The 15,638-nt window shown below is 62.7% G+C and carries 19 protein-coding genes and 1 other RNA gene; 13 read left to right on the top strand and 7 right to left on the bottom strand.

Annotation, left to right across the window (positions count from 1 at the left end):
• Positions 1 to 53: 53 nt before the first annotated feature.
• The gene (locus MRBLMC3_RS05870; RefSeq protein ID WP_363826536.1) at positions 54 to 1,067 is read left to right on the top strand and encodes a 50S ribosomal protein L11 methyltransferase; all 1,014 of its coding nucleotides are present in this window, start codon (positions 54 to 56) and stop codon (positions 1,065 to 1,067) included.
• A gap of 114 nt (positions 1,068 to 1,181) precedes the next feature.
• Here MRBLMC3_RS05870 and MRBLMC3_RS05865 read toward each other — a convergent pair whose 3' ends face one another.
• From MRBLMC3_RS05865 to MRBLMC3_RS05850, 4 genes are read right to left on the bottom strand one after another with little or no spacing between them, the layout of a single operon-like run.
• Positions 1,182 to 1,724 carry an NUDIX hydrolase gene (locus MRBLMC3_RS05865; protein ID WP_363734404.1) on the bottom strand — a complete coding sequence of 181 codons (543 nt, stop codon included), beginning with the start codon at positions 1,722 to 1,724 and terminating at the stop codon, positions 1,182 to 1,184.
• Positions 1,721 to 2,398, bottom strand: a complete 678-nt coding sequence (locus MRBLMC3_RS05860) for a TPM domain-containing protein (protein ID WP_363734405.1) — start codon at positions 2,396 to 2,398, stop codon at positions 1,721 to 1,723. Before MRBLMC3_RS05860 ends, MRBLMC3_RS05865 begins: the two co-directional genes overlap by 4 nt.
• Positions 2,398 to 3,213, bottom strand: a complete 816-nt coding sequence (locus tag MRBLMC3_RS05855; protein WP_363826533.1) for a TPM domain-containing protein — start codon at positions 3,211 to 3,213, stop codon at positions 2,398 to 2,400. The genes MRBLMC3_RS05860 and MRBLMC3_RS05855 overlap by 1 nt, the downstream gene beginning before the upstream one ends.
• 7 nt (positions 3,214 to 3,220) lie before the next feature.
• Complete coding sequence (locus MRBLMC3_RS05850) at positions 3,221 to 3,823, bottom strand: LemA family protein (protein ID WP_363734407.1); 603 nt, start codon at positions 3,821 to 3,823, stop codon at positions 3,221 to 3,223.
• Positions 3,824 to 3,924: 101 nt separating this feature from the next.
• Between MRBLMC3_RS05850 and mscL the strand changes: the two genes are divergently transcribed.
• The 11 genes from mscL (at position 3,925) to MRBLMC3_RS05795 (ending at position 12,491) form a co-directional block, all read left to right on the top strand.
• On the top strand, positions 3,925 to 4,353 hold the full coding sequence (mscL, locus tag MRBLMC3_RS05845; RefSeq protein WP_363734408.1) for a large conductance mechanosensitive channel protein MscL: 429 nt from the start codon (positions 3,925 to 3,927) through the stop codon (positions 4,351 to 4,353).
• Positions 4,354 to 4,488: 135 nt separating this feature from the next.
• On the top strand, positions 4,489 to 4,764 hold the full coding sequence (locus MRBLMC3_RS05840) for a hypothetical protein (protein ID WP_133654784.1): 276 nt from the start codon (positions 4,489 to 4,491) through the stop codon (positions 4,762 to 4,764).
• 144 nt (positions 4,765 to 4,908) lie between these two features.
• Positions 4,909 to 7,296: a chemotaxis protein CheA gene (locus MRBLMC3_RS05835; protein ID WP_363826530.1), complete on the top strand. Its 2,388-nt coding sequence runs from the start codon at positions 4,909 to 4,911 to the stop codon at positions 7,294 to 7,296.
• Positions 7,296 to 7,733 carry a chemotaxis protein CheW gene (locus MRBLMC3_RS05830; RefSeq protein ID WP_363826527.1) on the top strand — a complete coding sequence of 146 codons (438 nt, stop codon included), beginning with the start codon at positions 7,296 to 7,298 and terminating at the stop codon, positions 7,731 to 7,733. The genes MRBLMC3_RS05835 and MRBLMC3_RS05830 overlap by 1 nt, the downstream gene beginning before the upstream one ends.
• A gap of 98 nt (positions 7,734 to 7,831) precedes the next feature.
• Positions 7,832 to 8,197, top strand: a complete 366-nt coding sequence (locus MRBLMC3_RS05825) for a response regulator (protein WP_133654787.1) — start codon at positions 7,832 to 7,834, stop codon at positions 8,195 to 8,197.
• A 78-nt stretch (positions 8,198 to 8,275) separates the two neighbouring features.
• Positions 8,276 to 9,355 (top strand): chemotaxis protein CheB, encoded by a 1,080-nt coding sequence (locus tag MRBLMC3_RS05820; protein ID WP_363826524.1) that lies wholly within the window; start codon positions 8,276 to 8,278, stop codon positions 9,353 to 9,355.
• The gene (locus tag MRBLMC3_RS05815) at positions 9,355 to 10,263 is read left to right on the top strand and encodes a CheR family methyltransferase (RefSeq protein ID WP_363826521.1); all 909 of its coding nucleotides are present in this window, start codon (positions 9,355 to 9,357) and stop codon (positions 10,261 to 10,263) included. Before MRBLMC3_RS05820 ends, MRBLMC3_RS05815 begins: the two co-directional genes overlap by 1 nt.
• A gap of 124 nt (positions 10,264 to 10,387) precedes the next feature.
• Entirely contained in the window at positions 10,388 to 11,086 is a 699-nt protein-coding gene (locus MRBLMC3_RS05810; protein ID WP_363826518.1) for an N-acetylmuramoyl-L-alanine amidase, read from the top strand.
• A 58-nt stretch (positions 11,087 to 11,144) separates the two neighbouring features.
• Positions 11,145 to 11,531, top strand: an RNA gene (gene rnpB / locus MRBLMC3_RS05805) — RNase P RNA component class A.
• Between the two features lie 100 nt (positions 11,532 to 11,631).
• On the top strand, positions 11,632 to 12,180 hold the full coding sequence (locus MRBLMC3_RS05800; protein ID WP_133654790.1) for a J domain-containing protein: 549 nt from the start codon (positions 11,632 to 11,634) through the stop codon (positions 12,178 to 12,180).
• On the top strand, positions 12,153 to 12,491 hold the full coding sequence (locus MRBLMC3_RS05795) for a (2Fe-2S) ferredoxin domain-containing protein (protein WP_363826515.1): 339 nt from the start codon (positions 12,153 to 12,155) through the stop codon (positions 12,489 to 12,491). The genes MRBLMC3_RS05800 and MRBLMC3_RS05795 overlap by 28 nt, the downstream gene beginning before the upstream one ends.
• A gap of 2 nt (positions 12,492 to 12,493) precedes the next feature.
• Here MRBLMC3_RS05795 and MRBLMC3_RS05790 read toward each other — a convergent pair whose 3' ends face one another.
• Positions 12,494 to 12,940 (bottom strand): hemerythrin domain-containing protein, encoded by a 447-nt coding sequence (locus MRBLMC3_RS05790; RefSeq protein WP_363734415.1) that lies wholly within the window; start codon positions 12,938 to 12,940, stop codon positions 12,494 to 12,496.
• A 122-nt stretch (positions 12,941 to 13,062) separates the two neighbouring features.
• Positions 13,063 to 13,677: a superoxide dismutase gene (locus tag MRBLMC3_RS05785; protein ID WP_133654793.1), complete on the bottom strand. Its 615-nt coding sequence runs from the start codon at positions 13,675 to 13,677 to the stop codon at positions 13,063 to 13,065.
• A gap of 214 nt (positions 13,678 to 13,891) precedes the next feature.
• Here MRBLMC3_RS05785 and MRBLMC3_RS05780 point away from each other — a divergent pair, with 214 nt between their 5' ends.
• Positions 13,892 to 14,449 (top strand): urate hydroxylase PuuD, encoded by a 558-nt coding sequence (locus MRBLMC3_RS05780; RefSeq protein WP_363734417.1) that lies wholly within the window; start codon positions 13,892 to 13,894, stop codon positions 14,447 to 14,449.
• Between the two features lie 191 nt (positions 14,450 to 14,640).
• Here MRBLMC3_RS05780 and MRBLMC3_RS05775 read toward each other — a convergent pair.
• Positions 14,641 to 15,587, bottom strand: a protein-coding gene (locus MRBLMC3_RS05775) for an IS630 family transposase (RefSeq protein ID WP_414714627.1) whose coding sequence is annotated in 2 segments (ribosomal slippage) — positions 14,641 to 15,246 and positions 15,249 to 15,587 — 945 coding nt in all. Because the reading frame shifts where the segments join, the coding sequence is not laid out codon by codon here.
• Positions 15,588 to 15,638: the final 51 nt, after the last annotated feature.

Genomic DNA, 15,638 nt, shown 5'->3' with positions numbered 1-15,638 from the left:
CATCAAGCCTGTCCTGCTTCCCCTTCATCCGCCAAAGGTCTAAAGGCGGCGGCATGAACGACCTTGCCATATCATCGCCGCCAGCCGTCAGGGGGCAAAGCTGGAAAGTCACCTTCCCTTGCACGCGCGCCGAGGCCGAGGCGCTGGATGGCGACATCGCCGCCTTTGCCCTGATGGATCGGCCCCCCGTGCTGATGACCAGCGAGGCGGAACCCGACAATGAACATAGCTGGCGGCTGGACGCCTATTTCGAAGGTCGGCCCAGCCAGGCCGCGATCCGGCTGCTCCGTTCGCTTGTGCCCAGCGCCGCCGGCGTCAAGCCGCTGGTCGAGCAATTGCCGGACGAAGACTGGGTAACGCTCAGCCAGCAGGGGCTGGAACCCGTCACTGCCGGGCGCTTCCACGTTCGCAACCTGTCCAGTGATCCTGCGGCGCCCGGCCATGTCAATTTCCTGATCGAGGCGAGCCGCGCGTTCGGAACCGGCCAGCATGAAACGACGGCGGGTTGTCTGATCAAGCTCGACCGCATGCGCCGGATCGGCATGCGCTTCGGCAATGTCGCGGACATCGGCACGGGAACAGGCCTGCTCGCCTTTGCCGCGCTGCATCTTTGGTCGCACGCCTATGCAACCGCGTCTGACATCGACCCGGTCGCGGTCGAGATCAGCGCAGCCAATGCGGCAGTGAATGGCGTTACCCTTGGCAAAGGCCAGGGGCAACTGGCGCTCTACGCGGCGGCGGGGGTGGATCACCCGGCGATCGCTACGCGCGCGCCTTATGACCTGCTGATCGCGAATATCCTGGCCGGTCCGCTGATCGAACTTGCCCCGTCGCTCTGCGCGATGGTGGAGGAAGGCGGCACCATCCTGCTTGCAGGCTTGCTGCAGGAACAGGCCGACGCGGTGCTCGCCGCCTATCGTGCCCAGGGGATGCGTCTGGCCGAGCGTACCGACCGGGGCGATTGGCCCACGCTCCGCCTGCGCAAGCGGCCCCGGATCGGGTGGAAACGACCGACGCGCATAGACGGCAATGCTCGCGGAGAAGCCCCCGGCTTTGGCAGTCTCTGACCCCATGGCGGGAGGAGTCTGGAGCGCGGTTGCATCAGGCGCAAGTGGCGCGCTCCGGATTCATATTGGCGCATCGTCATAAGTGGATGATCGATTCCCACTTGTGACAATGTCCTAATCCACAAATCCTGCGCCAAGCAGCAGAAGCAATTTCACGTCGATGGCGAAACCGTCCTTCCGCCATGCCGCGATCCTTTCATGGATGGCGTTCAGCGGGACGCGATGAACCCGGATGTCCTCGCCCTCCACACCACCGCCTTCGCCGGTTTTCACCAGGTCATGCGCCCGGAACAAGCTGAAGCTCTCCGACACCATGCCGGGCGAGCTGTAATATTCGCCCAGATTTTCCAGACGGCCCGGACGGTAGCCGGTCTCCTCCTCCAGTTCCCGGGTAGCGGCCAGCATGGCTTCCTCGCCTTCTTCCTGGTCGCCCACCAGCCCGGCGGGCAGTTCGATGCAGCGGCGGCCCAGCGGTACGCGGAATTGGTCGACCAGCAGCACGTGCCGTCCATCTGCCGCCTCATCCACGGCCAGGATGACGGCGGCATGGATGCCCCGTGCCCTGCCCACATATTCCCAGCGCCCCCGCCGCTTGGCCGTGATGAATCTCCCCTCCCACATGATCTCTTCGGGGGAGGTTCCGTCATGTTCGCTCATAGTTCGATCAGCCTGTCGGGCAATTCGTTGGGATTGTCGCCGGTCGCGGGAAAATGTTCGGCCAGCACCCGGCCGACCTGCCGTACGGCTTCCGCCATGCCTTCAGCGGCGCGACCTGCCTGTGCACCATCCACTAGCGCGGCCATCGCCTTGCCCCAGACCTCGGGCGCGACCTTTTCATTGATCGCTGCATCCGCGACGAGTTCCGCCCGATGTTCATCCAGCGAGAGATAGATGAGCACGCCGGTCCGCCCGCGCGTTCGTCCCTGCGCAACGGCGCGGAACAGCGTAATGGCGCGGCGGCGCACACGGCGGGCCTTGGTGGCCTTTGGCGTCAGCGCCATGCGCAGCGGCATCCAGGCGAGCGCATAGCGGACGATCAGGAATTTGAGGATCAGCAGGCCCAGCAGGACCGTCAGCAGCTTCCAATCCTCGATCTCATGTTCCCAGCTTTGCAGCAGCCAGGAACAGAGGCGGCGAAATTGCTGCGGGAAGGCTGCCGCCACCGAAAGGGCAAGGAACACCACGCCTATCGCCCAGTGCAGTCCGGCGTCATGATAGGCGTCGGACCGGCGTGCCACGATGGTGACGATCTCACCATCGGTAGCCTTCTCCGCTTCGACGACGGCGGCCGTTACGTGGTCGCGATCGGCTTCGTTCATGATCAGGCGCATCACCAGTCTCCCGAGGCGCCGCCGCCGCCGAAGCTGCCGCCGCCGCCGGAGAAGCCGTCGCTTCCGCCGCCCCAGCCGCCCCCGCCCCAGCCCGATCCGCCCCCGCCGCCCCAGCCGGAATCGCCGGGCCCCCAGAGGATGATCGGTCCTGATCCACCCCGATAGCGGCGTCCTTTGCCTCGTCCGGCAAGCATGGCGACGATGATCATCGCGACGACGATGAGCCAGAATATCAGCATGAATGTCCCGCCATCGTCCGACGCGTCGCGTGCTTTGGCCTCGGCCTGCGCCGCAAGTGCCCTGGCTTCTTCAGGCGGCAGGCTCAGCAGCTTGCCAATCGCATCCACCCCTGCATCGATGCCGCCCGGCAAGTCGCCTGCCTTGAAACGGGGCGTGATGTCGTTCCGGATGATCTGGGAAGAGAGCGCATCGGTCATGATGCTTTCCAGACCGTAGCCGACCTCGATCCGGACCTTGCGCTCCTTGGGGGCAATGATCAGCAGTGCGCCGTCATTCCTGTCCTTGGAGCCGATGCCCCAGGCGCGGCCGAGCTGATAGCCATAATCGGATATGTCATAACCCTGGAGGTCCGGCAGGGTCGCAACCACCAACTGACGCCCGCTCTGCTTTTCCAGCGCAGCAAGCTTGTCGGTCAGGGCCTGTTTCTGCTGCGCGGACAGCAGGGAGGCGTCGTCCACCACCCGCCCTGTCAGCTTGGGAAAGGTCTGGGCCTGCGCGGCAGGCGCAATTCCCGCCATCCCCGCGGCAGGCAGGAAAGCCAGCAGCGCGAGGATCAGGAGCAGGCGGCGGAGCATCACCGGCTCAGTTGCCGAAATCGACCTTCGGCGCCTCTTCCGCGCCTGGCGTCGTGGCCTGGAACGGGGTCATGGGTTTGGCGCCATGGATGATCTTGGCGCCGATCGCATCGGGGAAGGTGCGGATGCGGGTATTATAGGCGCGCACCGCTTCATTATAGTCGCGGATGGCGACAGCGATGCGGTTCTCCGTTCCTTCAAGCTGCGACTGCAGATCAAGGAAATTCTGGTTGGTCTTGAGCTCGGGATAGGCTTCGACCGAAGCGAGCAGACGGCCCAGCCCTTGGCTCAACTGCGCCTGCGCCTGCTGGAACTGCTGCACCTTGGCTGGGTCGGACAGATCGGCCGCAGTGACCTGGACCGAAGTCGCCTTGGCGCGGGCTTCCGTCACCTTTACCAGCGTGTCCTGTTCCTGCTTGCCCGCGGCCTTCACCGTGGCCACGAGATTGCCGACCAGATTGGCCCGGCGCTGATATTGGGCCTGCACGTCGGCCCATTTGGCCTTGGCGACCTCTTCTGCGGCAGGGACGCTGTTGATGCCGCAGGCGCTGAGCGCAAAGGCGCCCAACAGAGGCAGGAGGAAAAGTCGGAACTGGCGCAGGATCGTCATGGAACATCCTCAGGCTTGTTTCGTGTGACGAAATAGGCGGTTGTTGAAGCCTGCGCAACGGTCCATGCTGTCAATATCGCAATCAGGACAAGGGGTTCGCCATGGGGCTGATTTCCGAATTCAAGACGTTCATCAATCGCGGCAATGTCATGGACCTGGCCGTCGGCGTGATCATCGGCGGCGCATTCGCAACCATCACCAAGTCGCTGACGGACGATCTGATCATGCCGGTCGTCGGCTATATCTTCGGGGGCGCCGACTTTTCCGGCTATTTCATCCGGCTGGGAGAGATTCCCGCCGGGTTCAAGGGCAATCCGAACAGCTATGCCGATCTGAAGGCCGCCAATGTCGCCATGTTCGGCTGGGGTGAATTCCTGACGGTCTTCGTCAATTTCCTGATCCTGGCCTTCATCATTTTCCTGCTGGTCAGGGCAGTGAACAAGCTGATGCCCAAGCCCGATGAGGCGCCGGCGGCCACGCCGGAGGACGTGCTGCTGCTGCGCGAAATTCGGGATTCCCTTAAAAAATAAGTCGTTTCTGCGACGAAAGGAGCCCGCGGCGGGAACCATATTTCCCGCGACCAGTTGATGGGCGTCAGGGTTCCGGGCATCCGGTCCCCTTGCCGAATGACGTCAGCCCATGGGGGCGCAACAGGAGAAAACGCCGTGAAAACCTTCGTATCAGTCCTTGGCCTTGCCAGCCTGATCGCACTTGCTGCGTGCGATTCCAAGCAGGAGAACAAGGTCGAGAACGCGTATGAGAATCAGGCGGACGCCATCGACAACCAGGCTGACAATATGGAAGCGATGGCCGACAATCTGAGCGGCAATGCCGAAAACGCCGCTGAAAACGCTGCCGACGCGCTGGAGAACAAGGCGGATGCCACCCGCGAAGCCGGCGAGAAGGCGGCCGACGCGGTTGAGAAGAACCAGGCGCACTGATCCAGGCTTTCTACCCGAGCCGCAGGGGGCGTCGCGACGGTCTGTCGCGGCGCCCCTTTCTTTTGCATTGCGGGATCGGTCCTCTTTAACGGGGATTTAACCACGGCTGCTTCATGGTCCGCCGCCTATCCATGAGGCGGTGGAATGGACGAGTTACTCCAGGAATTCATATCGGAAACGCGCGAGACGTTGGAAGCGTTGGCGGGGGAGGTCGTCGCCTGGGAAGCAGACCCTGGGGACCGCGATCGCCTGGATGCCATTTTCCGCTTCTTCCATACGGTGAAGGGGAGTTGCGGTTTCCTGAACCTGCCGCGCTTCGAACGGTTGAGCCACGCCGCCGAGGATGTTCTTTCGGAAATCCGGGCGGGCAAGCGGATTGCCGATCCTGCTACTGTCAGCGCCGTGCTGGGCATCATGGATCGCATCGCGGAACTTGCCGAGGCGGTGGCCATTGGCGCCGCGTTGCCGCAGGAGAATGACGATTATCTGATCGCGGCCCTGACCGGCAGGCTCGCTGAGACGGAACCCACCGTAACGGACGAGGAGATGTCGGCGCCGATTGTCATGCGGACTTCCGCGGGACAATCGGCGCCGCGTACGATCCGCTTGCCGCTGTCGCTGATCGACCAATTGATGAATGGCGTGTCGGACATGGTGCTGGCGCGGAACGAACTGTCGCGCAAGCTCCGAGAACGGTCGACTGATCCGGAACTGGAAAGCGCCTTCGAACGGCTGTCGACCTGCGTCGCTGACATGCGTGACGCCATTTCCAAGACTCGGATGCAGCGCGTCGATCGATTGTTCACTGCCATCCCGCGCATGGTTCGCGACCTCAGCAGGGAATTGGGCAAGCGCATTGACCTCAGCCTTGAGGGCGGCGATGTCGAAATGGATCGCGAAATGGTCGAGATGGTCGTCGACCCGCTTACCCATATCGTCCGCAACAGCATCGACCATGGCATAGAAGCGCCCGAAAAGCGCCGCGCGCTGGGCAAGCCCGAGGCGGGGCGGCTGAGGCTGGAGGCGCGTCAGTCGGGCAATCAGATCGTCATCGAGATTTCCGACGATGGGCAGGGCATCAATACCGGCCGCCTGGTCGACAAGGCGGTGGCGGCGGGTCGCCTGACGCCGGACGGCGCAGCGCGAATGAGCGAGGCGGAAAGGCTCGACCTGATCTTCCACCCCGGCCTTTCGACCGCGAACCAGGTCACGGCCATTTCCGGACGCGGCGTCGGCATGGACGTGGTCCGCGCGAATGTGGAGCGGATCGGCGGGGTCATCGCGCTCGACAACCGTCCGGGCTGCGGGCTGACCATAACCTTGCGGGTGCCGCTCACGCTGACGATCATTCCGGGACTGATCGTGCGAGCAGGCGACCTGCATTTCGCCATTCCGCGCGCTGCGGTCGTGGAAATATTGCATGACAACAATGAGATGCTGACCATCGCGGAAGTGGGCGGCGCCAAGATCGCGACGATCCGGTCGGTCCGCCATTCCATGATCGACCTGGAAGATGTGCTGGGCATGGAACGGGTCGCGCAGCCCGGACCGCGCGTATTGATGGTGGTGCGTTCCGCAACCGGCGTTCCCTTTGCCATGGGCGTGTCGGCGGTCGAAAATCACGAGGAATTGGTGATCCGTCCTGCCTCGCCGCTTGTGATGGCGTCGGGTGTCTATGCCGGCATGACCTTGCCCGACAATGGTAAGCCGATGCTGTTGCTGGATGCGGCGGGACTGGCCAATGCGGCGCGTTTGCCCAACATCGTCGACGACCAGGCGGAGGGCCGGGTGGGGCAAAAGGAAGAAGCGCAGGGCGTCGAGATGGTGTCCGCCTTGCGGTTCGAGGAATATTCGGGGGAGCGGCGACTGCTCAAGCTTTCGCTGATCGAGCGGGTGGAGGACATCGATGCCCGGCTGTTCGGCCAGTCGGGCGGGCGCGGCTTCGTGCGGCTGGACGGACGGCTGGTGCCGGTGGCCAATGGCCATCACGCCTTTGCCGGGGAGAAGGTCGCCGCGCTCCGCCTGCGCGATGGTACGCGGGAGGCCTGCTACCCGGTCGCCGCGGTTCTGGATATCGTGGAAATGCCTGCCGTGCCGGACATGGTGGCGATGCACGGCTTGTTGAGCGGCGTCGCCGTGATCGATGGCGAGCATCTGGAGGTGATCAACCCGTTCGCCCTCTTCGCTGGACTGCCGGAACAGCCGATGGTGGAGCGGACTGGGGGGCGCTGTCTGCTGGCCGACAGCGAGGATGGCTGGACCCGTGAAATATTGGCGCCGCTGCTTCGCCAGGCCGGGCATGAGGTGGTGATGGGCCTGCCCGCTGGCGAGGCGGTCGACCCGCAGGATGTGGTATTGTTCACCGGATCGGACACGTCGCCGGCCAACGAACTTCTGGGCTGCCGAATTGTCCAGTTGCGCGCGACGCCTCGTCCGACCGGCCCCCAGGACAGCAGCATCTATCGCTACGATCAGGACGCGCTGATGGCTGCGCTCGCTGGATCGGGGCGTCAGGCCGGGAGGACAGCCTAATGAACCAGCTTTACCTCTTCGCCACGTTGGCCGGTACGAGAATCGCGGTAGAGACCCGGGAGGTCGAGGCGGTGGTCAAGCTCACCGACATTTCGCCCGTGCCTGGCATGGGCGCACATGTCGCCGGCCTTTCCGCGCTGCGGAGCCGCGTGTTGACGGTCATCGACGTCGCGGCGCTGGTACGAGGGCGCAAGACACCCGCACAGCAGTGTGGCTTTGCGATCATCGCCGACATCAGTGGCCATAGCTATGGGTTGATGGTCGACGCCGTGCACGACATCTGCCAGGTGCCGGTGGGCGAATTGCCGCTGCGGGGCCAGTTGGACCCTGCCTGGATACCCTATGCTCGCAGCCTGGTGGAGCATGAGGGGCAACCCTATCTGCTCGTGTCGCTGAGCGGCTTCATTGAGGGCGGCTCGGTCACGCAGGCGGCATGATTTCGGATGGGCATGACGATCTCGTGCCGGCGTTTACCAAATCCTCGCCTTTGCTGATTAGGACTTGCACGGATGGGACGCAAAATAAGGGACGCATTATGAAAAACTGCCTGGTGGTGGATGATTCCAAGGTCATCCGCAAAGTCGCCCGCCACATATTGGAATCGCTCGACCTGTCGGTGAGCGAGGCGGTCGACGGCCGTGACGCCCTTACGCAATGCGAGACATCGGTCCCCGACGTGGTGCTGCTGGACTGGAACATGCCCGTGATGAGCGGAATGGAATTCCTCCAGGCGCTGCCGGATGCCAAGCTCTCCTCTCGGCCCAAGATCATCTTCTGCACCACCGAAAATGGCATCAGCCATATCAAGGCCGCGGTCGAAGCGGGCGCAGACGAATATGTCATGAAGCCATTCGATCGCGAAACTCTGGAAAGCAAGCTGACGATCGTCGGCGTCATCTAGGCGTCGCGTCCGGATCCGGTGCCCCCGCCGGCACTTCTTGCTTGTTCAGTTCGCCTTTGTTCAGAAAGACTTGCTTCGATGACCGTTCACGTGCCGATCATGGCCTTCAGCCGGGGTGAGGATGCGCCGCTGCGCACCCTCATCGTCGACGATTCGGTCGTGGTAAGGACGGTCATAGAGCGGATATTGAATGCCGATCGCAGATTTTCCGTCACGCACAAGACCAATAGCGCCGAACATGCGCTCGGCTATTTGCGGGACCATGAGGTCGACCTGATCCTGCTCGACATAGAGCTGCCGGGACAGAGCGGCCTCATGGCACTGCCGGCGATCCTGAAGACCAATCCGCGGGCCAAGGTCGTGATCCTGTCCGGTAATTGCGGGGAGGGGAGCGCCGCGGCAGTCGAAGCTCTGGCCCTGGGTGCCAGCGACATACTGGCAAAGCCAGGTAGCGGCAGTTTTGGCGAGCAGTTTCCGCAGGCGCTGATGGACCGGCTGTCGCGCCTGTTCAGCGGCAACGCCATGGCTGTCGCGGTTCAGCCGCCCCAGCATATCGGCCCGCAGCAGGTGACCCAGCCGCTCGCCTGCCTCGGCATCGGCGCATCGACCGGAGGCATCCACGCGCTGGGACGGCTTTTCGCGGGCCTGACTGATCCATTGGGCGTGCCGATCCTGCTGACCCAGCATCTTCCCGCCAGCTTCACCCATTATTTCGTCGAGCAACTGGGACGCATGACATTCCTGCGCGTCAAGGTGGCGGAACAGGGAGAAATACTGGTCCCTGACGTCGTCTATGTCGCGCCGGGCGACGCCAATCTCCAGCTTCGACCAGGTCTTTATGGCCGGGTTTCCGTGGTGCTGAATGCGCAGCGCACGCCCACCGGCAACCTGCCGGGCGTCGACCCGATGTTCGCCAGCATGGCCCAGGCCTATGGCGCCGGCGCGGCGGGCGTGGTGCTGACGGGCATGGGGCGGGACGGGACGGCGGGTGCGCGCGAAATCGTCGCGGCCGGCGGATGGATCGTGGCGCAGGATGAAGCAAGCAGCGTCGTTTGGGGAATGCCCGGATCGGTCGCCGGAGAAGGATTGAACTGCGCCCTGCTCGAACCCCATGCGATCATGGACTTCGTGGCGCGAAGAGGAAAGAACAGAAACTGATGGCATTGCCCCCTTCGGCCGACTCCCTTTCGTCCGGTGCCGCTTCGCCGGTCCCTGCGGCACGCGGCGCGGCGCGCATTTTTTCCGGCCTGCTGGAGGCGCGCACCGGGCAGGTTTTGTCCGAAAACCGGGCATGGCGGATGGAGACGGCGCTGAAGCCCGTGCTGCGCGCCCACGGCCTGGGTGACATGGATGCGCTGGCGGCCCGGCTGATCGCACATAAGGACGCGGCGCTGGAAAACGACGTGGTCAATGCGCTGCTGAACAATGAAAGCAGTTTTTTCCGCGACCTCCAGATTTTCGACATGATCCACCGCCATATCCTGCCGCGCATTCATGCCCAGCGATCCGACAGGACGCTGCGCATCTGGAGCGCAGGCTGTTCGACAGGGCAGGAAGTCTATTCGCTGGCGATCCAGCTCTGCAACGATATGGCGAAGTGGCGCGGCTGGCGGATAGAGATATTGGCGACCGATATTTCCACTGCGGCCATAGCCCAGGCAAAAGCAGGCATCTTCACCCAGATGGATGTGCAACGCGGCTTGCCGGTGGGCGACCTGCTCAAATGGTTCGATCCTGCGGGCGATGACTGGCGAGCCAATTCGGCTCTGCGGCAGATGATCGATTTTCGAACCGACAACCTGTTCGACGCACGCGCGCCGCTGGGGGAATATGACCTTCTGCTCTGCCGCAACGTGCTCCTCTACTTCACCCCCGAACGCCGGCAGTCCGTACTGCGCCTCCTCGCGCGGCACAGCCATTCCGGCTCGGTCCTGCTGTTGGGCGCGGGCGAGACGGTGATCGGCCACAGCGAGGACTTTGTGCCTCATGCGGAATTTCGCGGCGGCTATGGACGCCGCGCCGAGGCGGCGGGGCAGGGGAATGAAGAGCGGCGGCGGGCGATCTGATCGATCTGATAGCTGCCGCGGGAAAATGCCGCAGCCCGCTTGATTGGCCTGCCGCTGTCGGCCATGGTCTGTTCGCGCCCTATCGAGGCGTTGACGGACGAATGCGAGCGACGGGCCTCTGGCGATGAACGACTTTCCCATGATCGACACGCCATCACCCAATTTCGACGAACGCGGCCTGCCGGTTTCGATGCTGGTGCTGCACTATACCGGGATGGTGGATGCGGCGACGGCGATCAACTGGCTCGTCAGCCCGGAATCCAAGGTTTCCGCCCATTATGTCGTGACCGAGGACGGGCAGGTCATTCGCATGGTGGATGAAGAAAAGCGCGCGTGGCATGCGGGCCGGGCCCATTGGCGCGGCATTGACGATATCAATTCCGCCAGCATCGGGATCGAGATCGTCAATCCAGGCCATGAATGGGGCTATCGGCCCTTTCCGGACGCGCAGATGGGGTCGCTGATCCCGCTGATCCACCAGATCGTGCAGCGCCACAAGATCACCCGCGGCAATATCGTCGGGCACAGTGACGTTGCTCCGGCCCGCAAGCAGGATCCTGGCGAGTTATTTCCCTGGGCCCAGTTGGCGCGGCTGCGGCTGGCCCTGCCGCGCCCCACCAGGAATCTCATGGACCCGCATTGGAGCGACGGGGGCTTCATGCTGGCGCTCGAACGCTTCGGCTATGACATTGCCGAGCCGCGGGCGGCGGTGGTGGCGTTTCAGCGCCGGTTCCGGCCGGAACTGATCGACGGGATCATCGACGGAGAATGTCGCGCCATCCTGTTGGCCCTGCTGTTGCCGAAGCCGCAGGGCGACGATTGAGCGGAATGATGATGCAAAGGGATGACGAGCGCCCCTGACCTGTGTATAGGCGCCTCTGCCAGAGGGCCGGGCGGCCGCGGCGTGGCGGGTAACTTCCACGGCGAGGAAAGTCCGGGCTCCACGAAATGACGGTGCCGGCTAACGGCCGGCTGGAGTGATCCAAGGGACAGTGCAACAGAAAGCAGGTCGCTACAGCTTCGGCTCAGCGAAATTGAAAGGGTGCGGTAAGAGCGCACCGCGCCTCCGGCAACGGAAGGCGGCACGGTAAACCCCACCGGGAGCAAGACCGAATAGGGGCGGCGCGCAGTTTTAGGCTGCTAGGCCTGTTTCGGCTGAGACCGCCCGGGTTGGTTGCTTGAGGGACGGAGCGATCCGCCCCCTAGAGGAATGGTCGCCACCTCTCGCAAGAGGGGGACAGAACCCGGCTTACAGGCCCTCTGGCATTGGGATTCTCGCCATCCGACGATGGGGAGGATTTGAAATGAAGGCAATTTTCATCAGCAGCCGGGGTGGCGTTCCGCCTGCGGCCTGCCTAATTTGGAACCATGGCAAGAAGCAGCCGATCCAATGACTGGGGCTTTCCCCGCTGGCGCAGCTATGGCGCATCGCGTGAGGCGCAGCAGGTGCGCCTGTGCGACCGGCATGGCTGCGACCGGCCTGGCGACTGCCCCGCGCCCAAATCGCCGAACAGCCGCGAGCGCTGGTATTTCTGTACCGATCACGCGGCGGAATATAATCGCAACTGGGATTATTTTCAGGGTCTCGACCAGGAAGAACGCGATCAGCGCGAACGTACCGAGCGGCGTGATGCGGGCGGCTATCAGAACAGCGCCTACCATGGCTGGGGCGGGCCAGGAGACGGCACCCGTTCCCGTGACGAACTGCATGCGCTGCAGGCGCTGGAACTGGAGGACGACGCCGATTTCGATGCCGTGAAGAAAAGCTGGCGGCGTCTGGCCAAGGAATATCATCCCGATGTGAAGCCTGGCGATGCACAGGCCGCCATACGCTTCCAGACGATCCAGGCCGCCTATGAAGTGCTGAGGGCCGCGGAGGAGCGTCGGACATGGAAACCGCGGGGGCGGACGGATTGAAGGATCGCATCGGGTCGAACTGGGATCATGCGGTGCTTGTCTGCCGTAAATGTTCGAAGAAGCTGGACGGCGGCTTCGGTCCTGAGGGTGACGAGCGGCTCGCCAAGGCGTTGCGGCGGCATCTTTCGCTGAAGAAGGGACGCAAGGCGGCGGTGGGGATCGTGGAGGTGAATTGCCTGGGCGTCTGTCCAAAAGGGGCAGTGACGGTCGTCGACGGCGCGCAATCCCGTGACTGGTTGCTGGTGCGGGCTGGCGCTGACCTGAATGAATTGGCCGAGGCGCTGAATCTCGTCCCGGTGGGGGAAGGCTGAGTTCAGCCTCCGCGCATTATCCGGGCCGGTTCGATCAATCCGGCATCGGACAGCAGGGGCATCAGCAATCCTTCTTCCTGGTGCAGCCGATTCATGATGCTGGCCAATATCTCACGGGTTTCGCGACAGAAACCGGTCCATTCGCGTTCGATCCGGTCATCGCTCCATCGTGCCATATAGGCGGCAAAATCGCCGGCGATGGGAGCCATTTCGCTTTCGAGACGGGCGGCCGTGCTTCGCAGCTTTTCATGTCGCTGCCGCTGCATGTTGGGATAGAAAATCCGGTCTTCCAGTGCCAGATGCGCCATCAGCAGCCGCGCGAACTGCCAGCGCAGCGTACCCAGTCTTTGCGGAACATTGTCATCCGCGATCGCCTGACGAAAACGGACGGCCATTGCCTCTATCTCATCATGCTGTTTCTGCAAATTCTGCAAACTTTCGAGGTCCATGCGCTGTTCCCTCATCCCCGTGGGATATTCCCCCAAGCCGGGTTAAGAAACAGTTGTCGGGACTTCAAAGGTTCGAGGAGCGGGAGGCCCGCCGCGCACTGCGAGCGGCGGGCCTTCTCCAATCAGGCCGGCTGGTCGGCGCGGCTGACGCCTTGGCCGTCGAGATTCTGCGCGGCGAAGTCCCAGTTGATCGCTTCCTTGAGGACGCGGTCGGCATAGTTGGGACGTGCGTTGCGATAATCGATATAATAGGCATGCTCCCACACATCGAGGATCAGCAGGGGCTGGTGGCCCTCATGCGCGACGGGCGTGTCCGCATCATGATAGCTGGTGACTTCCAGCTTGCCGTCCTTCAGGATCAACGCAGCCCAGCCGCTGGCGAAATGACCCACCGCCTCGGCCTTCAGCTTTTCGATCAGCGCATCGACCGAACCGAAACCCTCATTGATGAGGTCCAGCAACTGGCCCGACGGCGCGGTCTTGGTGGGAGAGAGCGACTGCCAATAGAAGCTGTGGTTCCAGATCTGGCCAACCTGGTTGAACAGGCCACCCTTGCTGGACTTGATCAGCTCGACCAGCGACTTGCCCTGGAGAGAGGCGTCGGCCGCGACCAGTTCATTGGCCTTCACGACATAGGCATTGTGGTGCTTGCCATGGTGGAAGTCGAAGGTTTCGGCGGTCAGGATGTCGCCAAAGGCATCCTTGGGATAGGGCAGGGGGGGCAAAACAAAGGCCATGTCGGAACTCCTCGGGTTCTTGGATCGGATGGCCGCATAACGATGATGCGGCCGGAAGGCTCCCCGCCCCTAGCAGTGTTATCGATTGACGAAAAACAGGATATTTTCGTCTAAGATACGGAAATATCCATGTGACATCGGCGTAACGATCGCATAGCATCACGGGCCAGGCCGTCAGGAGAATGCGGCGGTCGGAACTTTGGGGGAAGGGTCCATGGCAAAATTCTTCGGCAATCTACATCTTGTCCTGGCTGCGGGGCTGCTGCTCGCGATCATAGTGATGTTCGGCGCGCATGCGGGGATGGTGGACGCGAACACGATCTTTCGATGGCTGCACCTGTTCTTCGGCATCACCTGGATCGGGCTGCTTTATTATTTCAACTTCGTCCAGATCCCCACCATGCCGAAAATTCCGGCGGAACTGAAGCCGGGCGTTTCCAAGCATATCGCGCCTGCGGCCCTGTTCTTCTTCCGCTGGGGCGCGGCCATGACGGTGCTCACGGGTCTGATCGTGGCCTGGCTGGCGGGTTATGTCGTCCAGGCGCTGACCTTGCAGCAGCCTTATCTGCTGATCGGCATCGGCATGTGGCTGGCGCTGATCATGGCGTTCAACGTCTGGTTCGTGATCTGGCCGAACCAGAAAAAGGCGCTCGGCATCGTTCCGGCAGAGGATGACGTGAAAGCGAAGGCGGCGACCACCGCGATGATGTTCAGTCGCATGAACACCCTGCTTTCGCTGGCGATGCTCTATTGCATGGTCAATTTCAGCTGATGCCTGATCAAGGGGGCGGGTGTCTGGTGACGCCTGCCCCAGAGCAGGTTTCGATCTGATCAGATCCACCAACCTTAGAGCGGGTTACGTAAATCCGAATCACGCAGCGCGCTCTATGCTTTTGATGTCGCATCGTTTTTGCGCAAAACCGGTTCCCACTTTTGCGCACGATGCTCTAGAGTATTTTTGTTTTAGTCGAAGGCATATCCTGAGTTTTCGATGTAGTTGCGGCATTCTGTAGGGCTGAAGGCGGGGAGCAAACGACCGATGGTATCCCACAGGGCGTCGCGGGTGCGAGCCGCCGCCTTTCGCAGAAGCGCCTTGAGTTTGGCGAACAATTGCTCAATCGGGTTCAGGTCCGGACTGTAGGGCTGAAGGTACAGGATGCTGGCGCCAACGGCGGTGAGGGCCTCACGAATGCCGGCGACCTTATGAGCCGGCAGGTTGTCGAGGACGACCACGTCGCCCGGCGACAGCGTCGGTGCCAGGAACTGTTCGACATAGGCGCGGAAGGTTTCGCCTGTCATGGGGCCATCGAGGACCATCGGAGCGATGATTCCGGTCGAACGCAGGCTCGCGATGAATGTCGTCGTTCGCCAATGACCGAATGGGGCAGCGTCGATCAGGCGCTCGCCCTTGGGACTCCAGCCATAGCGTCGAGCCATATTGGTGGTCGCGCCGGTTTCATCCAGGAACACAAGCGCGGCTGGGTCCATGAAGCGCTGCCACACCCGCCAGCGCTGACGATGATCGGCAACGTCAGGCCGATCCTGCTCGGCGGCCCTCAGCGACTTTTTTTATGGGACAGGCCAAACCGCTTGAGGGTTGACCAGATCGTCGAGAGCGAACCCGGCTGGATACCTCGTTCGACCAGTTCCGCCCTGATCTCGGCCAGCGTGATACCCTTCCGGGTGGACATCGGTTCACGCAACAAGGCCTCATGATCCGCCAGAAGCGGCCGACGATAACCGCCGATCCGGGCAGGCTCTGTACTACCGGTCTCCCGTGCTCGGCGCACGATGCTCACCGCCGCTGCCGGGCTCACCTGAAACCGGGCCGCTGCCGCGCGGGCAGAACTGCCTTCCGCTACAGCCGCGACAAGCCGTTTGCGCAAATCCTGGGATAAGGGTGCCGTCATCTCAGCCTCGCCGATTAACCGACACCTTCGAATCAGAACATATGACTCGGC

Origin of the sequence: Sphingobium sp. LMC3-1-1.1, from assembly GCF_040676285.1 — a bacterium.
Taxonomy (GTDB): Bacteria; Pseudomonadota; Alphaproteobacteria; order Sphingomonadales; family Sphingomonadaceae; genus Sphingobium.
Note: the sequence above shows the minus strand (reverse complement) of the source record. Positions and strands in the feature narration are given on the sequence as shown.

What these genes read in the sequence shown, in the direction of transcription:
- MRBLMC3_RS05810 (WP_363826518.1), top strand. Translation starts at nt 10,388, where the DNA reads ATGAACGACTTTCCCATGATCGACACGCCATCACCCAATTTCGACGAA.
- MRBLMC3_RS05855 (WP_363826533.1), bottom strand. Translation starts at nt 3,213, where the DNA reads ATGCTCCGCCGCCTGCTCCTGATCCTCGCGCTGCTGGCTTTCCTGCCT.
- MRBLMC3_RS05790 (WP_363734415.1), bottom strand. Translation starts at nt 12,940, where the DNA reads ATGGACCTCGAAAGTTTGCAGAATTTGCAGAAACAGCATGATGAGATA.
- MRBLMC3_RS05825 (WP_133654787.1), top strand. Translation starts at nt 7,832, where the DNA reads ATGAAAAACTGCCTGGTGGTGGATGATTCCAAGGTCATCCGCAAAGTC.
- MRBLMC3_RS05830 (WP_363826527.1), top strand. Translation starts at nt 7,296, where the DNA reads ATGAACCAGCTTTACCTCTTCGCCACGTTGGCCGGTACGAGAATCGCG.
- mscL (WP_363734408.1), top strand. Translation starts at nt 3,925, where the DNA reads ATGGGGCTGATTTCCGAATTCAAGACGTTCATCAATCGCGGCAATGTC.
- MRBLMC3_RS05860 (WP_363734405.1), bottom strand. Translation starts at nt 2,398, where the DNA reads ATGCGCCTGATCATGAACGAAGCCGATCGCGACCACGTAACGGCCGCC.
- MRBLMC3_RS05870 (WP_363826536.1), top strand. Translation starts at nt 54, where the DNA reads ATGAACGACCTTGCCATATCATCGCCGCCAGCCGTCAGGGGGCAAAGC.
- MRBLMC3_RS05835 (WP_363826530.1), top strand. Translation starts at nt 4,909, where the DNA reads ATGGACGAGTTACTCCAGGAATTCATATCGGAAACGCGCGAGACGTTG.
- MRBLMC3_RS05865 (WP_363734404.1), bottom strand. Translation starts at nt 1,724, where the DNA reads ATGAGCGAACATGACGGAACCTCCCCCGAAGAGATCATGTGGGAGGGG.
- MRBLMC3_RS05850 (WP_363734407.1), bottom strand. Translation starts at nt 3,823, where the DNA reads ATGACGATCCTGCGCCAGTTCCGACTTTTCCTCCTGCCTCTGTTGGGC.
- MRBLMC3_RS05800 (WP_133654790.1), top strand. Translation starts at nt 11,632, where the DNA reads ATGGCAAGAAGCAGCCGATCCAATGACTGGGGCTTTCCCCGCTGGCGC.
- MRBLMC3_RS05785 (WP_133654793.1), bottom strand. Translation starts at nt 13,677, where the DNA reads ATGGCCTTTGTTTTGCCCCCCCTGCCCTATCCCAAGGATGCCTTTGGC.
- MRBLMC3_RS05780 (WP_363734417.1), top strand. Translation starts at nt 13,892, where the DNA reads ATGGCAAAATTCTTCGGCAATCTACATCTTGTCCTGGCTGCGGGGCTG.
- MRBLMC3_RS05815 (WP_363826521.1), top strand. Translation starts at nt 9,355, where the DNA reads ATGGCATTGCCCCCTTCGGCCGACTCCCTTTCGTCCGGTGCCGCTTCG.
- MRBLMC3_RS05820 (WP_363826524.1), top strand. Translation starts at nt 8,276, where the DNA reads ATGACCGTTCACGTGCCGATCATGGCCTTCAGCCGGGGTGAGGATGCG.
- MRBLMC3_RS05795 (WP_363826515.1), top strand. Translation starts at nt 12,153, where the DNA reads ATGGAAACCGCGGGGGCGGACGGATTGAAGGATCGCATCGGGTCGAAC.